The 21,297-nt window shown below is 33.9% G+C and carries 13 protein-coding genes and 1 pseudogene; 6 read left to right on the forward strand and 8 right to left on the reverse strand.

Features of this window, described 5'->3' with window-relative positions:
* Window positions 1-2: 2 nt before the first annotated feature.
* The 8 genes from OOK97_RS05640 to OOK97_RS05675 all read right to left on the reverse strand — a co-directional run bounded on the left by OOK97_RS05640 (window position 3) and on the right by OOK97_RS05675 (window position 12,864).
* The gene (locus OOK97_RS05640) at window positions 3-1,679 is read right to left on the reverse strand and encodes a WG repeat-containing protein (protein ID WP_264705139.1); all 1,677 of its coding nucleotides are present in this window, start codon (window positions 1,677-1,679) and stop codon (window positions 3-5) included.
* Window positions 1,640-3,967: a glycosyltransferase gene (locus OOK97_RS05645; RefSeq protein ID WP_264705140.1), complete on the reverse strand. Its 2,328-nt coding sequence runs from the start codon at window positions 3,965-3,967 to the stop codon at window positions 1,640-1,642. The genes OOK97_RS05640 and OOK97_RS05645 overlap by 40 nt, the downstream gene beginning before the upstream one ends.
* Entirely contained in the window at window positions 3,924-4,877 is a 954-nt protein-coding gene (locus tag OOK97_RS05650) for an NAD-dependent epimerase/dehydratase family protein (protein WP_264705141.1), read from the reverse strand. The genes OOK97_RS05645 and OOK97_RS05650 overlap by 44 nt, the downstream gene beginning before the upstream one ends.
* A 125-nt stretch (window positions 4,878-5,002) precedes the next feature.
* On the reverse strand, window positions 5,003-5,752 hold the full coding sequence (locus tag OOK97_RS05655; protein ID WP_264705142.1) for an NTP transferase domain-containing protein: 750 nt from the start codon (window positions 5,750-5,752) through the stop codon (window positions 5,003-5,005).
* Between the two features lie 229 nt (window positions 5,753-5,981).
* Window positions 5,982-6,765, reverse strand: a protein-coding gene (locus OOK97_RS05660; RefSeq protein WP_406719900.1) for an IS5 family transposase whose coding sequence is annotated in 2 segments (ribosomal slippage) — window positions 5,982-6,477 and window positions 6,476-6,765 — 786 coding nt in all. Because the reading frame shifts where the segments join, the coding sequence is not laid out codon by codon here.
* Window positions 6,766-7,173: 408 nt separating this feature from the next.
* Entirely contained in the window at window positions 7,174-9,288 is a 2,115-nt protein-coding gene (locus OOK97_RS05665; RefSeq protein ID WP_264705144.1) for an AAA family ATPase, read from the reverse strand.
* A gap of 271 nt (window positions 9,289-9,559) precedes the next feature.
* A complete protein-coding gene (locus OOK97_RS05670; protein WP_264705145.1) occupies window positions 9,560-9,721 on the reverse strand; it encodes a hypothetical protein in 162 nt (53 codons plus the stop codon).
* A gap of 2,126 nt (window positions 9,722-11,847) precedes the next feature.
* The gene (locus tag OOK97_RS05675; RefSeq protein ID WP_264705146.1) at window positions 11,848-12,864 is read right to left on the reverse strand and encodes a virulence RhuM family protein; all 1,017 of its coding nucleotides are present in this window, start codon (window positions 12,862-12,864) and stop codon (window positions 11,848-11,850) included.
* 658 nt (window positions 12,865-13,522) lie between these two features.
* Here OOK97_RS05675 and OOK97_RS05680 point away from each other — a divergent pair.
* From OOK97_RS05680 to OOK97_RS05705, 6 genes and pseudogenes are all read left to right on the forward strand, one after another.
* Entirely contained in the window at window positions 13,523-13,987 is a 465-nt protein-coding gene (locus tag OOK97_RS05680) for a crossover junction endodeoxyribonuclease RuvC (RefSeq protein ID WP_264705147.1), read from the forward strand.
* 102 nt (window positions 13,988-14,089) lie between these two features.
* A complete protein-coding gene (locus OOK97_RS05685) occupies window positions 14,090-15,313 on the forward strand; it encodes a DNA modification methylase (RefSeq protein WP_264704936.1) in 1,224 nt (407 codons plus the stop codon).
* A gap of 133 nt (window positions 15,314-15,446) precedes the next feature.
* A complete protein-coding gene (locus OOK97_RS05690) occupies window positions 15,447-17,330 on the forward strand; it encodes a hypothetical protein (protein ID WP_264704937.1) in 1,884 nt (627 codons plus the stop codon).
* A gap of 180 nt (window positions 17,331-17,510) precedes the next feature.
* Window positions 17,511-17,990 (forward strand): hypothetical protein, encoded by a 480-nt coding sequence (locus OOK97_RS05695; protein ID WP_262986455.1) that lies wholly within the window; start codon window positions 17,511-17,513, stop codon window positions 17,988-17,990.
* Entirely contained in the window at window positions 17,990-19,471 is a 1,482-nt protein-coding gene (locus OOK97_RS05700) for an ankyrin repeat domain-containing protein (RefSeq protein ID WP_264705148.1), read from the forward strand. Before OOK97_RS05695 ends, OOK97_RS05700 begins: the two co-directional genes overlap by 1 nt.
* A pseudogene (locus tag OOK97_RS05705) lies at window positions 19,468-21,297 on the forward strand (phage terminase large subunit family protein). The gene OOK97_RS05700 and the pseudogene OOK97_RS05705 overlap by 4 nt, the downstream one beginning before the upstream one ends.

Raw genomic sequence — 21,297 nt, forward strand, 5'->3', positions numbered from 1 at the left:
GATTAATACCTGACATCAATGACTGATAAGTAATCTGTTAAAGGCACAACAGCAAAAATTTTGAATCCTTTTACTTGTTTTAATATTTTTTCCCAATCGCTTAATGTTCTTAGTTTACCTCCTGTTTCAACCATTACATTAATATCTACAGAGCCTCCAGTTGGAGAGCGGTAATCTAAAATAGTTTCTATCAATAAAATACGAGATATTCCTTTGACCAATTTTAAATAAGATAATACTTTATCATCATCATAATGCTGCAGAAAGCGGCAAAAGACACCTAATTCATAATTTGTAACTGATAGTTCTTCCTGAGTTATAAGTTTGACTTTTAAATTTTCTACTAACTGTCTTGGTACTTTATGTTCGTTATATAGGCCTATAGAACCTTTATTGTGTATATCAGAATAAGCAAGAAATAAAGAGTGTACACCAAATAGCAATATATTCTTAGCACCATCTATATTAATCCTAGAATTAAACTCTTTAGTATCAAATCTAGAATATCCTAGCAATGCTTGGTAAAACGCTATTTTCTTATCTTCTGATGCTTCTCTTTCCTTAAAAGATTCAAATGAAGAGATGGACTCCTGTTTTAGTATATCAGCAATCTTTAACCAATTCTTTTCAGCGGCAACTCTTGCCCACATCGTTGCTGCTTTTGGCAAAAATGGTATTTCCTTAAAACACTTACCTTTTGATGATAGTTGCCATAAGTCCTTGTCCTTATCGTAATCAATAAACCCTATTTCCCACAACGCCCTTAACAGCCTTTCTAGATTTGGTACGATAATGTTTAACTTTTTAGATAAAACTGGCATAGTTGCAGGTAAAATATTTAACAAATCAAGTTCAATAGCAACGCTTGTTAGGTAAGTTTTCCAAAAGGCTGAAAGTTCTGCAGAAATCCTATGCACTTGAGATTCTTTACCTAAATCAAAAATACTAAACTTTACATTTCCGGTAATATTGATTTGTCCTAACACACCTTCAAAAGTTTCAACCTTTGCCATGCCATTATAGAATGCTTCTACCATTTTAAATCTCTGCTGGTAAACAGGATCACCATTAATATCTATATGAAACCAACCATGTTGATCTTCTGCAATAGAATACCCTTTATGAAAAACATTAAGTTTTTTATACCATTTATTATGTACTAACTTTCCATGATGATTAATATGTGTAGCTTTGCCATCCTTATAGACTACAGAGATACCATCCTTAAAATCTCCAACATAATCATATTCCTCCTGATAAATTCTGTTGCCATTTAAATTAATATGAAAACATTTATCATGTCTTCTAACTACACAAGCATCTTCCTGATAATTTCCAATCCATTGATAAGACTGTTTGTATACTCTACATCCAGATGAATCAATATGGTAACACCCTGTATCATCTTCTACGGCTGCTCTATTAAAGTAGAATCCAAAAGTTTTCAGAAATCTATTATGATAAACTGCTTCTCCTCTTACATTGATATGATAAGCACCTGTCTGATCATAAACCGGTGCAAGACCAGGCTCATGAAATTTACCAACCTTTATAAACCTATTTTCATACAAAGGATTTCCTAGCAACTCGTGAAACCTCTCACACGGTGAAATTTTAATAGATTTAAGATTATCTTTGATTAATTGATCAAAGGTTTTCTCATGTTGCATGTTTTGCATAATTTGTAATTTAAATAATTCTTTTGTAAGCTTAGGTACTCACTACTCTGCCATATTTCCTCGAGTTTAACCTCATTAACATTACCAAAATTTCCTAATGTCTTACGGAGTTCATCTGGAGCACAGCAAGGACTAAACTTTCCTTCATTGTTTATCCATGCTTCTTTACCTAAAAATGGGCATTGACCACCTGGAGCCAAATCCTTAATACCTTCTTGAGAAAGAATTGTAAAATTTTCTAATTTTATCTTTTTACCATTTGGTAATAGCATATTATCTCTAAGCTCATATAACCTTCTCACCTCTGTATTCCATCTACTAATTGCTAACTCATCTCTTCTCATAGATAGATCCTTAATTTCCTCAAAATGTGCCCAAAGATGATGTCCTTTAACTCTATCTATGCCGTTTTTTATGGCCATCTTAACTATGTCATAGAGTTCATGTAAATTACTTTCCAAAAATGTTAATTGTAAAGTAACGGTACACCTTTCACCTGTATCGCTAAAGTATTTATCTCTAACTTCAAGGAAAGTTTTTAAATTTTCTGTCACTACTTCCCATTTTGAACCTTTCATGATTCTTTCATGAGTTTCTTTAGTTGCCCCATTCCAGGAAATCTTAACATCAGATAAAATTGGTACCAATAGTTCAGCCCATTTTCTAGCTCCTTTAATAGGAAAAGAACCATTGGTTGTGAGGTTAAGCTTAAGGTTGAACTCATGGCACAAATTGATTATTTCATCAAAGCTTTTATACATTAAAGGCTCACCCATAGTAGAAGGAATGATTTCCCTTAAAGGTGTTCCAGCTGCTTCCTTAATTACTTTTCTGATAGTTTCTATCGACAGTATCTTAGGTTTTATTCCTTTAGCTTTCTTTTCTTCTTTAACTTTGCTGTATGGTGAAAAACATTCGCACATTATACAAGCAAAATTGCAGTAATCTGGATTAGTATCAAAAGTAATTCTCCAAGGACCAGGTTTCAAAGCTACTGATTTGCCTTTCTTTTCAATAGCATTACGGTAAATCTTGTTAAGTTTTTCAGTATGCTCACTTATAGAAGGTATATTTCCATTTTCAGTATAAGGATAGCCTTTTTGGGTAAGTTTATTGTATAACTCCTGATTTGTAGATAGGACTTGCATTTTTTCTGATAAACTACTTGCATCTCTGTGCTTAAACAATAGTCCATCTCTTACATATTCTGCCATGCCACCATAATCGGCTGTTATAACTGGTATTCTAAGTTGCTGTGCTTCATGTATTACTAACGGTGAATTTTCACCCCAAATTGAAGGAACGACTATTGCATCGACTTTATTAAATACGTCAGTAACTATATTCTTATTATCATAACTTCCCATCCACTCTATTCTTTCTTTAACAACAGGTGAAAACTGATCGGCAATCACTTTTAAAGCTTTAGTTTCTTCTCTTGCTGCTCCCCAAATTCTAAGTTTTGCTTTAGATGATAAGTGAGAAAAAGCTTTCAATAATAGATTAACACCTTTTTCGGGAGTATGAGTACCAATATAACCGAAAATAAACTCTTTTTCTTGTGCTCTATTTCTATTCTTAAGACGATTGAGATCAAAACCATAATCAAGATAAGAAATTTTGTTTATCGGAACATTAAAATCCTGAGTAAATTTATCCATCAAGAATTTTGATGGGGAAATAAAGTAATCTATATAGTCTATTATTTTCCTTGTGTGCTTCATTCTAGTTGCAACCCATTGTTCCCAATAATTTATGTCTAAATTCAGGAATTCTTCATCTCCTGTAAAATATCCTTTGTAACATTGAGTTGCACATTTTTGATCCTTTTGTCCATCACAAAGCCGTAACAAATCTTCAGAATTGCGTTGAATAAACCTTCCTCTTGGACACATTAACCAAAAGTCATGTAGCGTAAAAATTGTAGGTATATTTTCTTTAAAAGCAATTTCTGGTAAAGTAATTGATAGATGATTAAGATGACCAAAATGTATAAGATCTGGCTGAAAGTTATCTATTACTCTTTTAAATTGTATATCTACTTCTTCATTGATAAATTTGTAACGATATTTAGCTGTGGGTATATTAATTAAATGCAGTAAGATTCGAGAGTCACTACTATCTAGGACTGTAGTGTAATAAAAATCAGGTAAAAAGCTATTTTCATACCTAGTAAATACTTGTACCTCATTGTTATTTGCTAGTTCATGAGCAAGAGTTTGGCTATAAACCTCTGAACCAGCACTATAATAAGGAGGGTAACCATGAATAACTTTTAATATTTTCATATATTACCATATCTATATTGTTAGGATATTCTTGTGTATTGTTTTGTAGACTTTTTATAAATTTACTTAATCCTACTTCTAATGAATGTTTCGGAGACCAACCAAGTAGCTCTTTAGCTCTAGTAAAATCACCATGAAACTTAGTTACATCAAAATTTCTTGGAGGATAAAAATCAATTCTAGAATCACTTTTCGTGACTTTTAATATTGTTTTTGCTAAGTTTTCTAAAGTACATGGGCTATTAGTAGTAAGATGAATAGCAGGAAGAGAAGATTTTTCGCTTTGTAAATATTTAACAGTTAAGCATATACCCTCTATAACATCATCCAAATAGGTAAAATCAAAAACACATTCTTTACCTTCTATTTTAATTGGATCACCTCTTAATGCGTTAATACAGAGTGCAGGAATTACTCTACTGTTATGATCTAGTAAACCACCGTATACATTTGAAAAGCGTAATATTGCTACATTAAAATCTTTTGAACTTGTTATTTGCTTCTCAATAAATGCTTTACCTTTTGCATAATTATTCATTGGATCGATACTAGCAGATTCTGTAACTGGCAGTTCCTTCTGCTCTCCATAGACTTCCCTACTACTTGCATATATAAACCATGGTTTATTTGAAAGTGACTTACATAACCCTAAAAACCGCATTGTACCATCAACATTAATTTTTTGACACAGTGTAGGATAAAGTTCACCATGTATAACTCTAGAAATTGCAGCCAGATGAATGATTCCTGTACACTGAGCAAGTAGTGGTACTATATCTGCTGAAAAAAAACTGAGTGGATTACCGTGAAACCTAATATCGCAGCTTATTACTTCATGACCTTGGTTTTCTAACTTTTTCACCAAGGTTGACCCTATCAAACCTGCAGCACCTGTTATTAATATCCCCATGTATACCCTCTCACTACAACTAGGAAAATTTGTCGTACCAATTATCTTACAAGTAAGAATCAAAAGGTATTATAAAACCAGTATAAAACAAATGTCAACTTAAATTAATGAATAAGAAAATGTAGTTATGAAAGAAAAGTTGGCCGCCTTTTTTTTTGAAAATAGTGTTCAGCTTTAATCAAATCCTCTTTATTATTTACTCCCATTGCTTCTCTTTCATCAGAAACTACATAACCTACACTCAAGTTATTGTTTGCTGCAATGGGTACTATATCATTAAGACAATATTCATTGGTCGAATTATTAAATTTTATTTCTTTTACTAAGGTAAAAAGATCTTTAGCATATGAAACTATTATTCCAGAGTTTGCAAGAAGCATTTTATCTCCATTTTTTAGGATTTTTTGAACATTTCCGTAATTATCAATTACTAATCTTCCATATTGTTCATCTTGACTATTGAATCCAAGAAGAACTAAATTATTATACTTTAAACAATCAATCATTTTCATAACTGTATCACTAGATATAAAGGGAGTATCTCCATACTGTATTAAAACTATGTCTTGATCAGATAACTCCTCCAGATTTTCTAGAGCAATTTTAACTGCAGTGCCAGTACCTGTAATATCTTCTTGCATTATTAGTTTTATATTGTATTGATCGATTATACTTTTTAGGGTATCAAACTTTTCTAAATCTTTTAGAAGGGAGTTGTTAACAACAATTGATAAGCTTTTTAGACTCAGCAATTTTGCATTAGAAATTATATGTTCTAAAAGAGTAAGATTTCCCACTTGGTGCAACGCTTTTGAATATTCAGAATTCATTCTACTGCTCTTTCCTGCTGCTAATATTATCAAAATGTTACTCATACATAACTCAGGAATTGATTAGGTAGTAAGTTAATTTATAATTAGTAAGATGTAAAGTCCACTTTGATTTTCTAGAGGAAGATAACTACCATCGGACAGACAAAATTCGTTAAATTAGCATCTGTAGCAATTCTTAAGTAAAATTTTAGAAAGAGACGCCCCATAGTTATAATTGAGTGTGTGCTACTTTCAAGTATGGTTTTTATTGATGAAACCTCTTAGAGCCTGTTCATAATCTTTTAAGGAGCAAAACAGTAAAAGCCAAAACGACCATTTGTAGGCTAGTATTGAGCTTTCGCTCACAATTTTTCCACAACCGTCTACACTTTTCCAACCAAGCAAAAGAACGCTCTACAACCCACCTTTTTGGCAATACAACAAAGGTATGTAATTCACTTCGTTTTATTACTTCAACAGTTGCACCAATAGTCGTTTTTATTTGAGCTGCAAAATTTTCTCCTGTATAACCTGCATCAACTAGTATATTTTGAACTTCGGAAAGATTTTTTCTTGCTTTACAAATCATTTCCACAGCAGCATTACGATCTCCGACATTAGCTGTAGTAATATAAATTGCGTGCGGCAAACCTTGCGTATCTACTGCAATGTGACGTTTTATTCCTGAAATTTTCTTGCCAGCATCATAACCTTTTTCTTCAGCAGTATCGGTATTTTTTACACTTTGGGCATCAATGATGCAGAAGCTTGTTTTGGTATTCCGACCACTGTTCTCTCCAACCAATTTTTTTTAATACAATTTCTAGAACACTTTCTCTATCTTCATTCGTTTTTTTACTCCATTTCTTGAAGTAATCGTAACAATTGCGCCATTTCGGAAACTCTTTTGGCAGCATTCGCCATTGACAGCCACTTTTTAGCACATAAAGCACACCGCAAAATAACTCATATAAATCTAGTCTTCTTGGCTTTGTTTTCTTTCGCACACTTTCTAAAATTAGTCTAATCTTTTCGAATTTTTCACAACTTATGTCACTTGGATATGTATTCCTCATAGTTTACCTCATATCAACTATACCTCATCTTACCATATTCAGAGATCACGTACAGGCTCTTAGACCACTCTGTTTTAAATAAGGTAACTACTGCTTAATTCACCAAAAAGCCTGTAATTAAGTTTTAAAGCTAGTGTGCCCCACATCGATTGTACCTCTTTAGCATCTGTAATGCCCTTTAAAATTTGAATAAAAGGTACTTTTACTAATTCTATTAGTATAGAATAAACGTGTGCATAACCCTATAGTCATTGTTATTTATTGTAAAGAAAATTTTGTATGAAGGTTTTTTAGAAAACTCACTTACCCCTCTTAAATGTTCTCAACATCCTGAAAATTTGAATAAATGAAAACATAGGCTGTTTGTAACAAAAAAGTAATTGCTATTTTCAGAAACTTTTTGAAAAATTACCACAAAATATCTAAATCTTTAATAGGCAAGACTGCACCATTTGCTTGTAGATAGTAATGTGTTGGCTTTATTAACTTGTGCTCTACTTTATCTCCTACTGAAACTTTAAGTTCCATATCCTGCACACAAAGAAATCCATATTTAGAATTGGTCCCATATCCTGCAGCATTACGAAAGAATTTAATCTGTCCAAGAGTTGCAAGATTATTTATTCTTTCTCTAATATTGCGCTCACTGCCAAGCCCTTCTTCTCCTTCAAAACGCTTTGCAAATTGTCCAGCAGTATAAATATTACCTTGATATGCGCTACTGCGAATTAAACTCAAGATAACCTCATGTTTTCTCATCCGTTCTAAATCCAACTTTTTGCTATATTGATCTCTGATTATTGGTTCTGAATTTAAAACTGAATTGTCATGTACAAATGCCCCATTTTTCCAGTAAAGTGTCATTTGCCCGTTATTGCACTGCGAATAGTTAGATTTTTTGCGCGATAAAATTCTCTCATCAGGAGAAGCATTAGCTTTATCTGGTCTAGTCAAATACCAACGAGACCTTACTGTATTATTCCATGCTGTTGAACCGCCTGTGCCAGTTTTACGTATTATTCCCGCATCAGAAGGGTGGGCAAGTAATAAAACAGCTCCTTTTATTGCTTGAGCTATTCGACCACAACAACCTTGAATAAATTGTCTCACATGAGAACGGTCGTTTTCATTTCCTCCAAATAGGTCTGCTGCTGTATCTAATATCACAAGCTTCGGCTGAAACGATTCAATATCCTCAAGTAACTCTTGAAAGTACGTAGTTAATTGACCAGTATCTTTGTTATTAAAAACCATAAGTTGATTATTGTGCCCTGCTCGTGACCATAAGCCAACATTATCCTGAAAATCAGAAGATTCCATACCTGATTGATAAAATTCATTTATTGCGCATTGCCGACGCCAAAGTTCTTCTTCATCATCTTCACAGAACACACCATATGTCTTTATTTTTTCCAGATCTATTCCAAGCCAAGGTTTACCAAAAGCAGCGGCTGTCATTAATTGTTGAGCAAGGAGAGATTTTCCAACACCACCATCACCATAAAGAGCTGTAACACTTCCTACAGGGAGCCAATCCTTAATAACCCACTTTCTTTCTGGAGGGATATTGGTCCAAACTGTAGTATCAATTCTTTTTGACTTTCTTGAAGAATAAGGGCTTTTGTTGTTAAGGATAAATTCTTCAACGTTCATTCCTTCTAGCACACTATCTGCAGCATCCCAAGATTTTGGCTTATCTTGAGGAATCTTGAGAATAGAAAGTGATGCAACTCCAAAACCAGAAAGCTTTTTTGCGGCTTCTTGAGCATAATCTTTTCCAGGATCATCGTTATCTGGCCATATAATAATGTGTTTACCTTTAAGTGGAGTCCAATCAGTTTTCTCAATAGGTGCTTTTGCTCCAAACATTGCTGTTGTTGCAGTGATCCCTTGTTCTATGAGTAGCTCAGCACATTTTTCCCCTTCTACCAATATCACTCTATCAGATTTAGTGATGCCTGGAATGTTATACAGAGGCCTGATCTCAGGTGCAGTAAAGGTAGATTTTTTAGCATCAAATGGTTGATAACTTTTTCCTGAAGCAGTATCATAACGATATTTGCTGGCAATCAACTGATTATCCTGATCGAGATAGTCCCATTGAGTTATTCTCTTTTGCTCTTTAGTAGGTCGCTTGTTACATCCTATCCATTCACTTATCGAAGAAATTACTTCAACAAATTCTATTTTAGCGTTTTTCCCATGTGCAGCTGCCCAAAGATCAATAATGTCGCCACCGTCCCCAGTTGCAAAATCAATCCATAATCCGACCTTGCCATACGCTAATTCAACTTTGAGGCTTTTGCCTTTATTACCTTGTACATCACCTATCTGAAATTTGTCACCATGAAAAGTTCCTCTTGGAAATAAATAAGAAAGGCATGATCTGATGTTTAATAATAGTTGTCTTTTTATTTCTTCTACATCAAATTGCTCTAATGGTTCTAAATGTGAGACAGCGTTGTTAAAATCATAATTTAAAGTATTTTTTTCTTTGACATCAGTTAAAAAATCTTGTACCATAGGTTGAAGCTCCTTTTAAAGTTAAGTGTTTGAAAGGTTTTTGAGCAAGGCTGTATTGGTTGCGGTCTCGTTCTCTTATCATGAAGTAAAAAATGCAGTAGGTGGTTCTCTTGGCAAAGCTTGAAAAATATATTAATAAGTGAAGGAAGTTAGTTCAGGTTTATAGTAAAGGTAAGATTGAAGGCTCTTAGGGTTTTCTTTCTTTTAAGACAAAATACTCTAATGTAATTCTACAATATTTTTCTCACTATGTCAACTTCCTATTAAATAATCATAATGCTTCTATTTTGTCACATTGATATATTACATATTTATAGTATGTAATATATATTATATATAAAGAAATTTGCCATTTAACATTTTGGCTAAACCTCCCCATATACGCAGCTTTGAGCCAATTGGTAATTTTGCCAAATGAAATCTTATTTGCCATTTGAAATTCTTTTAAGGTATTGATTTTCCTGTATTTCTCTTTGTAAGTTCATCTGGTTATTTGGTAGGTTTGCCAAATAATTTGCATTTTGAAGCTTACTTTAATAAATAAATATACTTATATGGTAGAAAATTTATAACAGTTGCTTACTGCATAAACTAAGTTCACTTATTAACATAACTCAAGAGATGCTTATATTTCTGTACCATTTACTATAGTATACCGGATCCCTTATCGATCTTTCCGGAAGTGAGGGAAATTTTTCCAAAACACTTTTACTCCTTATTATAAAAACATCTAACTTTAAACTTACACTGTTCCCTTACTATATATATTCACCAAAATTATAAAAACTGTTCACTTTTTAAAAAATTTTGCACAATTCCGCTTTCTATTAGCTTTCATACCCCACTAAATGACCTCTTTTCTAAACAATATATACTAGAAATGCAGTCCGAAATATGAATTGCTCTAAAATTTTTTTTATTACGATTTTTCTATTAAACTTTAATAGAGCTTAACGTGTTTACAGTATACCCATGGGAGAGATTTTCCGTCTATAAGAAGTATCCACAAAAATGCTGCATTAGTAAAGTTATTAATAATAATTATTTGTGAATTAAGCACTTTAGATTCGAGATTACATAGATTTTTGGCAGTTTAAGCCATTTTAGATTGGAAAATGAAATCTTCAAAAAGGAAAAAACCCGGCTATATTAAAGGGTTAAGAGTAATTTAAGTTCGAAATTCAAAAAAACTTCTTAATTGCTTTAAAAGCTAGGATTATAGCTGGTTTTTGAGTATAGCTCAGTTTCAGGTAAAACCTTATATATTATATATAATAATATATAATAATAGAACATATAGGATATGTACCTTTCATAATACCTACCTAAATATTATTAACGCGCTTAAGTGTTTAATTTATTACTTTTTTAATTTTTAAATAACAAGTTAAGCAAAAAAACATGAACTGTAATAAGTTTATTATAATATAAACCTTAAGAGAAGTTCCGCGGTGCTCAACTGAAATGGTTTTCAAAAAGGCTAATATACCGTCCATTTAAATTTTTAACCGAAATATAAAAGTCATTTAAAAAATAAACTCAAGTGGCAATTAACCGGTTTTTTAAAGTCGCCTATAACCTACTCTAACTACTTACGCATACAGGTGGACCAGCTGCATTTCATGATATTAGTAGACATAAACCTAGTTATTGTAAGATAATTAAAGGCATCACTCAAAGGAAGATAAATGTGTGGCCTATTCTTCAAAGTAAGGTTTTAAGGAATAATAAGCTGTTCTGAGTTTTGTGATTTCCAGTAAAATTGAAAAATTAGGAACAAAAACATACTATACTTAACTCACTGAATTTCTATGCTTTTAGCCACTTAGTGTATTACTTTTCCATTTCCAAAAGACTTAATAAATCAGATCGCCCTAAATAAAAATACAACACAGAGACAAAAATATGAAAAACCTGCTATTGCATTTTGGATAACCTAAAAAAAGATGAAAGACAAATACTTACAAAAAACAAGATGGCTAATAATATCGTTTTAAAAAGATTCTACGACTCCAGGGACAATTATACTACTAAGACCTAAGTTACTTATGTAAGGTAGCTTAAAATCCGATTATGAGGCACTTCTAAATTATCTTTTACCTTAAACTTTTACTTACTACAAAAAGCCTTGCTTTATTTTATCATGTTTTTTATTTGTTGTAAAATATTTTTTCAAAAAAGTGAACAGCTTTTGTAATTTCGGTGAAACAAGAGCTGGTTATTTTGGAGGTCTTATTGAAATATAACGACTTTTATCTAAAACTCTTAAGGAAATATTTTAAATAATCTCTATAAACAAATTGTAGGTGAAGATAAAGAAAAAAGTTTGAAATTGCTGCAAACATAAGCTACAAAACCCTCTCAATAGTTCAAGATGGAGACAAAGATCAAAATTTATTTATTTACGTCTCCAATTTTATCGCGTACAATGGAAACAAAGATTTATGTTTTCACTATTTATTGGCAGATAGGGCTTTCTAAAGGGTGGGGACAATTTTTCACCCCCCTTGAAATTAAAACAAAAGGTGGTAGACAAGATGTCAAACACAGATAACTCAACTATAAGCTGGTCTTTGTTGTAGTTATTTTCTCACCTGCTTTAATTAATTCATCAAAATCAGATTCATGTAATTTGTCCTGTACAACTCTGTACTTTTCGTATTCTCCTTCAGCTAGGGCTTTTGCAACTTCAGCACTAACTTTACCAGCATCTTTAAGCACTTCATAATCATTGAACAATAGAAATGCATCCAATTTTTCAACCCAATTCTGCATTTTCATTAGCCGATTCTTTCTTGCTTGAAGTTCTGCATAATCTAGATACATCGAAACAATGTGATTTAGTTCACTTAATTCTTTTTCAGTCAAGTAGTTTTTTGCAACACTTACATCACTCTTATGAATTTTATTACCTAGACCATCTTTCCAAGTAGTTAGTCCCATATGTGGTTTTTTATGATCAACTCGAGAATATATTAGCTCTGCTGCAGTCAAGCCGTAAATCGCCCAATATAATTTATTCTGTACTTTTGCATAAAATTGTTTTGTTATTTCTGAATTTGGATCATAGTCTGCAGAGCATTCAGCATAAATGTCGGTAATCTTCTGGTAAAACCTACGTTCGGATGCTCGTATTTCCCTGATTTTTTCAAGTAATTCATTGAAGTAGTCTTTGCCAAATTTTGGGCCGTTTTTTAGCCGTTCGCTATCTAATGCAAATCCTTTGATGATGAAATCTCTCAAAATTTTTGTAGCCCATACTCTGAAAGATGTAGCCTTTTTAGAATTAACTCGATAACCAATAGCTATAATTGCATCCAAATTATAAAATTGTGTAGGGTACTGTTTACCATCTTCAGCAGTATTCCGGAAAATCCGGATAACTGAATCTTTATCTAACTCTTGACTAGCAAATATGTTCTGTAAATGCTCACTAATTGTTCTAATATTAACATCAAACAACTCCGCCATTCTTTTTTGTGTAAGCCAAATGTTTTCATCTCGATACAAAACATCAATTCTCACGTCTCCATCTGGAGTTGTATATAATAAAATTTCGTTTTCATTTATTATCATATCTACTCTACCTTACTTCAAGTAGCATAGGGATTATTTGTAAAAAAGACAAGCAACTGCGAAACTCTAAAAATAGAGAATTATCTGCTTTATTCTTTAGCTGATAAGCAGTTTTAAAATTATTTTAACTTTTTTTGAGAAAATCCCGGAAAAAGTAGTGAGAAATCCGGTATTCTACATATAGAAGGGCATTGATCTAGTTTGTGGATGCGCTTCAAATACAAAAACTTTAAGTGTCAATCCTCACACTAGCAAACAAACCTTGAGTAGAAAGGAAATTTAGTGAATTTGAGAATTTGTATTTTTTTAGATAAGGTAAAAAACTTCATTTTAAAGCTAGGTGTGATTTCATAGATAATAAATAGCATTCCACTAAAGAACGCACATAGCACCCTTTAAAACTTAATTAAATAGCATCCCTGTTATTGGATAGCAAAGCTTCAAGCAAGAAGAACACGATTTTTATCTTTTGCAAAAAAAATTGAACAGTTTTCGTAATTTTGGTGAATATATATAACAAGAAAACAACTTTCTGCAGTAGCACATAATTCTCGAATTTCCGTTGTTGGCCAGCAAAAAACTATGAATTGCTAGTGTATTTTGAAGGAACCAAACGATATTTTGGAGTAAGTGCTACTTGTAATTTTAATAATAGCAAATGTCAACCCTAACACTTGACCTCGGCAAACAAACCGGCTGGGCAATTCTAACAGATGGAATAATTGAAAGTGGAAGCAAAAACTTTCATGGTAGTCGTTTCAGTGGAGGCGGTATGTGCTTCTTAAACTTTCGTAATTGGCTTAATTCTTTGAAGGACATTTCTGCAGTGTATTTTGAGGAAGTGAGAAGACATCTAGGAACTGATGCAGCCCATTGCTACGGTGGGTTTCTTGCAGTGCTGTCTGCTTGGTGTGAAGAACATCATGTGCCATACAAAGGTGTTAATGTTAAAACTATCAAACGCTTCATAGCAGGTAAAGGCAATGCAAGTAAGAGTGAAGTTATTGAAGCTGTAAAGAAAAAAGGTTTTTTGCCTAAAGATGATAATGAATCTGATGCTTTAGCATTAATGTTTTACGCTATGAATCTCAGTAAAGATTTTAACACATTAAAAATACCGTAAAAGCGGGTCCTTCCGGCCATGCTGGCGGGTTTGGTGGTGCTGACCTCAGGCCTTCTTTAGCGTCAGAGATATTTTGAATATTAACTTTTTAATTATTAAGATATGAATTTAGCAATCCACTACTATCCTGTTGAAAATCTAGTCGAATATGAGCGTAATCCACGTAAAAATGATGACGTAGTAAACAGAATGTGTGCTTCTATTCGAGAATTTGGCTTTCGTATACCAATAGTTGCAAAAAGCGATGGCACTGTGGTTGATGGTCATTTAAGACTTAAAGCAGCAAGAAAACTTGGTATGGAGAGTATTCCAGTTGTTTTGAGTGATAATTTAAATGAACCACAAACTAAAGCTTTTCGATTACTGGCAAATCAATCAGCTAATTGGGCAAAGTGGGATGATGATCTTTTGAAGGTGGAAATTCAAGAATTAGAAGATTTGCAGTTTGATCTTAAAATGACTGGATTTGAGCTAGAAAAAGTTCAACGGTTTCTCAATGATTTTGATGGAGACAATGGTGAAGATCTTTCTGACTTAGCTATTGATGACAAAAAGGTAGAAATAACAAAGCCAGGTGATCTATGGATTTTAGGTGATCATCGAATCTATTGTGGTGATAGCTCTGTAGTTGAATCATATAAAGCGGTATTAGACGATAAAATGGCAGATATTACCGTATGTGATCCTCCATATAACGTTGATTACGGTAGCAGTCAGGAAAGAGAAGATAAAAAGATATTAAACGATAATCAAGGTGAAAGGTACGAACTTTTTCTCTATGATATTTGCACTCATATTTTAGCATACACCAAAGGTGCAATTTATATCTGTACATCATCATCAGAATTTTCGACGTTACAAAAAGTATTTGAAGAAGCAGGTGGTCGTTGGTCAACATTCATCATTTGGGCAAAGAGTCACTTTACGCTAGGAAGGTCTGATTATCAAAGACAATACGAAGCAATGCTCTATGGATGGAAAAGCGGTAATAAACGTGAGTGGCATGGCGGTAGAAATCAAAGTGATCTGTGGTTTTATGACAAGCCAATACATAACTCACTGCACCCAACAATGAAGCCAGTAGAGCTAATGGAGAAAGCAATAGTTAATAGCAGCAGACCTGGGGATACTGTACTTGATCCATTTAGTGGGTCTGGTAGCACACTGATTGCATGTGAGAGAACAGGAAGAATTTGCAGGATAATAGAGCTAGATTCAAAATTTGTAGATGTAACCATAAAACGTTGGCAAGTGTACACAGGTAGGGAAGCAATTCTTTCTGGTACTGGTAAAACTTTTTCAGAGATTCAAGAAGAAAAACAGTAAGAAAAAAGTGGAAAAGATAACGCAAACAGAAATTTAGTAAGCCTTGGTAGTTGTAATATTAATTTACTGGTATATACCGTATTTTAATGAGTTTAGCGTAACAAATAACTTTGGATTAAATGTGGTGTACTCAATGAATCAAGAAAAGACGTTAGCTGGAGTAGTAACGTCGCAAACAAATAATGAAGCTTCGTTTTCTGAAGAAGTAGAAAATAATGTTTCAAATTCTACACTATCTGTTAAGGAGAGAATTGAATTGTTTGAAAAAGGTACGAAGCAAGAACCTGACCTGAACACTGAATGCAAACTAGCTTCTTTAAATGTGATTAGCAATAGTAGCGATAGCAGTATTACAGCAAAAATAGACGAAGCAGGTGCTGATTTTTCAGTGAGTTGTTCTTCTTTAGTATTGGATGATGGTAAAGACATAGAGGACGAATTTAATGCAGTTTGTGAGGCAAATGGAATAGAATATAACCGTCCGTATTCTCTTGATCAGTTTGAGGCAGCATCCAACACATCTTCCAACCCCAAAATAGACAATACAAAAGAAATGCAAAAAGAGGAAGAGGATAAAGAATTAGGAGATAAACCAAAGCCGTTACCTAGGAATGGAATGTTGGAGAAGGACAATATTAGAAATGTAGCTCCACCTTCACCTAGAACAGCAGAAAATCATCGGTTGAGTATTATTCAGGATATTGCACCACCAAAGCTACCACATTCTTCTTTCCAATTAAATGGAGAAAAATGTGATGAGCAAGAAGCTATAGGAGAACCTATGTATGCAACTATAGACAAAAATAAAAAATTCTCGAAAAGAGGTTTAGATGGTGAAATAAACGATCAAAGTCCGGAGATGGAAAAGTCAAATTCTGAAGAAACATCAATTAAGAAAGGATCAGAAGATATAATTGGTGAACCTGTAGATCTGAATACAAAATTTTTAAAAAAGAGTTTGGAAGGAAGTGATAGTGGAATAGACAATAGAAGTGCAGAGATGACAAGATCAAATTCTCAAGTAACAGAAATGAGTGAGTCTTGTGGCAATCAAGGATGGGAGAATATGTCATTAAATCATGATAGTCCAGTTACACTTTCAACTAGCTCATCAGAAAAAAGTGATAATGAAGAAACCCCGTTAATTAAAAAAGAAAAGAAAACAAATAGAATTTTGCCAAGAGTAAAATATGCAGTGCAGCAGAAGGAATTTATAATTTTCGGTATAGCTGCTGTTGCACTTAGCGTTTCTGCAGCTTTGGTATATTTACAGGATAAAGCACAATTTATTGCATTTTTTGCAAACAGTACCATCTATGTGACTATACCAATTCTAGCTGTTGCATTATTGGTTGCAATTAGTCCGATGTTTTGTGGAATAAAGCAATTTAGAGATACTGAAGAGTGTCAAGTAGGGAGAAAGAATGCGAATGAAACTTTGAATCAGGTGCGAGAGTATCAACCAAAAGATAAAGTAATAAAATCAGTCAGACTGGAATACAGCAATAGTACTCATTCACATTTTACACTTAATGCTTGGAAGAGTAAGAACGACTTCATTAATATTGACGACAAAGTCATTAGTAGAAGGAATAAAGTAGAATCAGTAATCAAAGATAGGCCATTATTTACAGCATTATTAAGCAGTTTGGTTGCTGCAAATATAGTATGGCCTTTATTACTGTATGTGGAAGGTGGTATTAGTAGTGTACAGAAGTTTTACCAGAACGCTTTCGTAGGGCTATCAGTACTTGTAGGCTCGAGTATACTTGCACTATCAGTGATATTCCTTGGAGTACATTACTACAGAAAAACAAATTGCACAAATCTTGTATATTGTGAGGAAAGAATTGAACCAGAAAAAGTTAATGGAAAGTTCATTGAGGAAATAAAGGAAGCAAGGACAAAAGTGCTTGAAGAAAACCATAGTAAAGATGCCAAATGCAGCAGTTTAACGCTAGAGCAAGTAGTGGTTGAATCTCATAACTACAAAGATGCAATTTATAGTATTAGTTGAAAATGGCCAAATTTCACTATGTAAAAAGAAAGCACCGGAGTACTTCGCTCTATATTAGTAAAATATCTCTAAGACGCCGGCAAGTATAAACAGGTAGGGAATTGCTGATACTGGCAAAACCTTTTCAGAGATTCAAGAAGAAAATTCGTAAAAAGGAGCAATAAAGAGAGGAGGAAAAGAGTGGAAAAAATCACACAAACAGAGTGGGCAAGAGAACAAGGATTTTCAAAGCAATACGTCTGTTATTTAGTAAAGAAAGGAATAGTTGAGCTGGAGAATGGACTCATTGACCGAGAACAAGCAAATAGGGCTATAGAAACAATCAGAGATCCAAGTCAACCGCTGAGAAGAAAAAACTATTCAGAAAACGGAGAAAAGCTTTCCACAATGTTGCTAAAAACGCGAATAAAAAATGAGATGGAACGTGGTAAATTGCTTGAGGCAAAAGCTAAGGCTGAAATAGGAGAACTTGTAGCAGTAGAGGAAGTAAAGCGCGATGCATTTAACGTAGCAAGAGTTGTCCGTAATAATTTGCTTAATATTCCAAATAGAGTTTCAGCACTGCTTGCATCACTGAGTGACACTGAAAAGATTCATATGGCGCTAACCGAAGAGATTACAAACTCATTACAAGAATTATCTAACGCTAAATTTGAATAATGTCTGCTAAGTTAAGTTTAGAATTAATAAAGTGCCTCATTAATCAACCTGGATTAGATGTTAATGTCAGAGGATCAAACGGAAAGACACCACTGCATTATGCAGTAGAAATTAACGAGCTTAGTATGGTTGCACTCTTACTGAACAGGAAAAATATTAATCCACTGATCGCTGATGATGATGGTAAAAGTGCGCTTTCTTGTGCAAGAGAAGAAATATTACAAGCACTAATCAATCATAAATATGGATCAGAGGGAGATAGCTTGCTTCACTTAGCTGCGATGTTGAATGAAGCAAATGCTGTAAGATTTTTACTTAACAAAGGAGTTAATGTTAATGAGCAGAATGCTTTACTACATACACCATTACACTTAGCGGCAGGAGCTGGACATGAAGAAATAGTAGAAATTTTAATTAGAGAAGGAAACGCGGATAAGGATGTTCTTGACGTGAGAAATCATGCAGCAATTCATTATGCAGTAAACAACAAGAAGCTAGAAGTAGTAAAATTACTTTCAAATCTTGGTGCGGATGTCAATATAGCTGGTAGCGGCAGAAATGCAATGAAATTATCTTCTTTGCACGTAGCTATAAGTAGTAGTAATTACGACGAAAGGGACTTATGTTTAGATATTGTAAGATGCTTAATAAATGTTCCTAATGCTGGGGTTAACTTACAAGATTATGAAAATAAAACGCCACTACATTATGCTGAAAGGCTGAAAACAATAGAAGTTTTACTAACGCGAGAAGATATAGACCCTTTAATTAAGGATGATAATGGCAAGACACCATTTTGTTATGCAAAAGAAGCAAATAGATTAGATATAGTAAAGATTTTAGCAAGTAATAGATACGGAGCTGATAAAAACAGTTTGCTTCATTTAGCTGCCAGAAAAGGATATGAAGACCTAATAGACGGTATTCTTGGTGAAGGAGTTGAAATAGATGCTGTAGATGAGAGTGGAAAAACGGGAATTTATGTTGCTGCAAAGCATGGTCACTTTAACGTAGTAAAGTTGTTGCTAAAGAGAGGAGCAGATGCCACGGATGTTTTTCAGTATGCAATAATAACGAACAACGCAAAATTAATAAAATTACTGAGCAAAGAGAAGGAAATAGTGCTATTTGGAAGACAGAAGAACTTTCCAACATTTCATTTATTGAGCAATAAATATTTTGAAGAAAGGAAAATAGCAGACAAAAAAATAAAGAAATATATCAATATCGTCTGTGTTTCTATAACAGTATGTGCAATAGTGATAGTGGGAATTTACCCTAACATTATAGCTGCGGTAATGGTGGGAATAGTTGCGTTCATAGCTGCAATAACAATGAGTAATTTAACTCAGAAGTACATAGAAGAAGCACTTGAAAAGAAAATGTTTATTGAACTTGAAAGTGAGAAAACAAGTGAGTGCAGTTCTATTTTAAGTGATGTTGAGGTATCATCTAATGATGGTGAAGAGCTAGCGATATGATATATGCTACATCTTTTTCTGAAGGTTTAAAACCAGATCCAGAGCTTAAAGTATCAGAGTGGGCAAATGAGTATCGAGTTTTAGCGCCAACTGCAGCATCAGAGCCAGGTAAATGGAGAACAGAAAGAACTCCTTATTTAAAAGAAATAATGGATTCACTTTCTCCGTCCTCACCAACAGAAAAAGTAGTATTCATGAAAGGAGCGCAGATTGGGGGAACAGAAGCTGGCAACAATTGGATAGGCTATATCATCGATCAAACACCAGGTCCAATGCTGGTAGTACAGCCAACAGTTGAAATGGGAAAACGTTGATCGAAGGGAAGATTTGCACCGTTAATAGAGAGTACACCATGTTTAAAAAGTAAAGTAAAAGACCCAAGGTCAAGAGATTCAGGGAATACTGTACAAAGTAAGGAGTTTCCAGGTGGAATAGTAGTAATAACTGGAGCGAATAGTAGTGTAGGACTGAGATCTATGCCAGTAAAATATCTCTTTCTTGATGAAATAGATGCCTACCCAGGAGATTCAGGAGGAGAAGGAGATCCAGTACTGCTCAGTATTGCTCGAACTAATACATTTGCAAGGCGAAAGATTTTTTTAGTATCGACACCAACGATTCATGGAATAAGCAGAATTGAGAAAGAATTTGAAGCAACAGATAAGAGATATTTTTTTGTTCCCTGTCCGTATTGTAATTACTATCAAATTCTAAAATGGTCACAAATAAAATGGGAAGATAAAAATCCAAGTACAGCACACTATATATGTATAGAATGTGGTGAAAAGATAGAAAATCATCAAAAGACAGAGATGCTTGAACGTGGAGAATGGAGAGCTACAAATCAAGTACACAATAGCAAAGTAATAGGATTTCACCTTTCAAGTCTTTATAGCCCAGTTGGGTGGTATAGTTGGCAACAAGCAGTAGAGGATTTTCTGCATGCAAAGGAAAGTGAACAATTACTGAAAGTTTGGATCAACACAACGCTTGGAGAAACCTGGGTAGATAAAGGAGAAGTACCTGATTGGAAGCAATTATTTAACAGGAGAGAATTTTTTCAGATTGGCACAGTACCAAGGAGAGAAGTGGTACTTACTGCAGGAGTAGATGTCCAAAAAGATCGTCTAGAGGTGGAAGTTGTAGCATGGGGAAAAAGTCGTGAAAGTTGGTCAATAGACTACCGAGTATTTGAAGGAGATACAGGAGGTGGAGAAGTATGGGGAAAGCTTTCGGAGCTCCTCAATCATCATTTTATCGGTGAAAATGGGCTTGAATATATGATAAGTATGATGGCAGTAGATGCTGGATATGCAACGCAAGAAGTATACAACTGGGTAAGAGGTCATCAAGGATCTAGAAGAGTAATGGCAGTTAAAGGTGTAAATAAAGCCCTAGTACCACTTAGCAGCCCAAGTAGAGTTGATATAACAGTTGGTGGTCAAAAGCTAAAAAGAGGAATAAAGCTCTGGCCAGTAGGAGTATCGATATTAAAGTCAGAGCTTTTTCAGCTACTTAATATTTTAAAAGAAGAAGAGAAAGTGCCAGCAGGATATTGTCATTTTCCTGAGTATGCACCCGAATATTTTAAGCAGTTAACGGCAGAGCAATTAGTCAGTAAGGTAGTAAAAGGATACACCAAACAGGAGTGGCAAAAGGTAAGAGAAAGAAATGAAGTGCTAGACTGCCGAATTTACGCAAGAGCAGCATCTATTGCGCTTGGAATCGATCGTTGGCCAGAGAGTAAATGGAATAGTTTAAGTGAAAAGCCAGAAAGCAAAAAACCTAAAAAAGTGAGACAAAGCAAATGGTTGAATGAGAAGTAA

It is taken from the genome of Wolbachia endosymbiont (group A) of Gymnosoma rotundatum (assembly GCF_947250765.1).
Taxonomy (GTDB): domain Bacteria; phylum Pseudomonadota; class Alphaproteobacteria; order Rickettsiales; family Anaplasmataceae; genus Wolbachia; species Wolbachia pipientis.